Consider the following 977-nt stretch of genomic DNA (forward strand, 5'->3'; position numbering starts at 1 on the left):
TGCCAGGCATTGGCGGCCATCACCGCGGGCAAGGCTGGTGCCGCCGGTATCGATCCGGCAAAAGCGGCGGTCGCGGCAGCCGGCTGTGCGGCGGGATCGAGCGGCAGCTCGGCCGTCTGAACGGGGGCGATCCCTGATGATTCCGGCAGCACCGAAACTGTCTCCGGCAGCGGCACGGTGAAACCGGCGTCAGTGCCGGCGGCGGTCGCTGTTTCGGTGAGAGCAGGCGCGGGCTTCATCTGCGAGGTCGACGTGCAGCCGCTGATGCCGACGGCGGCCAGGATCACGCCGATCGCGATAAGGTTGAGTTTTGCTGGCAAGCCGCGCTCGGGTCCGGTTTGTCGGGTTGTTAAGAAATTCCTTACACCAGCGATTCAGGCCGGGCAATCGGGGCGATCAGGTGGTTTTCGGGTGGCGAGACGCAGGCGGTGATGCCATATTGTTCCGGATATGTACCGGAACGAATCCCGGATTTCGCCACTTTGCGGGAAGGAACGCATCATGGTCACGACAGTTTCGATCACGGCCGGCCACGCAGTGTTAGAAACAGTGATCGGTTTCATGGGCATTGCCTGGAGCGAAAAGGGCCTGATCCGGCTCTGCCTGCCCGAACGCAGCCGCGAAACGGTGGAGCGGCGCCTGCTGCGCCATGGCGGCGTTTCCAGTGCCACGGCGCAGCCGCCATGGGTGGTCGAGCTGATCGCGGCGATCAAGGCCTATGCGGCGGGCGAGGACATCGATTTCTCCGCCGTGCCGGTCGATCTCGACGGCGTCGACGATTTCCGCCTCGCCATTTACGACGCCGCGCGAAAACTCTCCTTCGGCGAAACCACCACCTATGGCGAGCTGGCCAAAACCGCCGGCCATGCCGGGCTCGCCCGCGAAACCGGGGCCGCTCTTGGCTCAAATCCGGTGCCGCTGGTCATCCCTTGCCATCGCATCCTTGCCGCCGGCGGTTTTGGCCAGCTCGCCATAGG

At 64.9% G+C, this 977-nt stretch carries 1 protein-coding gene and 1 pseudogene; one reads left to right on the top strand and one right to left on the bottom strand.

Translation table 11 applies throughout. The features are described from left to right. Window positions 1-320, bottom strand: a pseudogene (locus EN750_RS36300) (lytic transglycosylase domain-containing protein); the annotation flags it as partial. Window positions 321-501: 181 nt separating this feature from the next. On the opposite strand from EN750_RS36300, the gene EN750_RS36305 reads away from it, so the two are divergent. Continuing rightward, the coding region (locus EN750_RS36305) for a methylated-DNA--[protein]-cysteine S-methyltransferase (protein WP_145968282.1) at window positions 502-977 on the top strand (476 nt) is incomplete at its 3' end.

The organism is Mesorhizobium sp. M7A.F.Ca.ET.027.03.2.1 (assembly GCF_003999175.1).
In the GTDB taxonomy this organism is placed as follows: domain Bacteria; phylum Pseudomonadota; class Alphaproteobacteria; order Rhizobiales; family Rhizobiaceae; genus Mesorhizobium.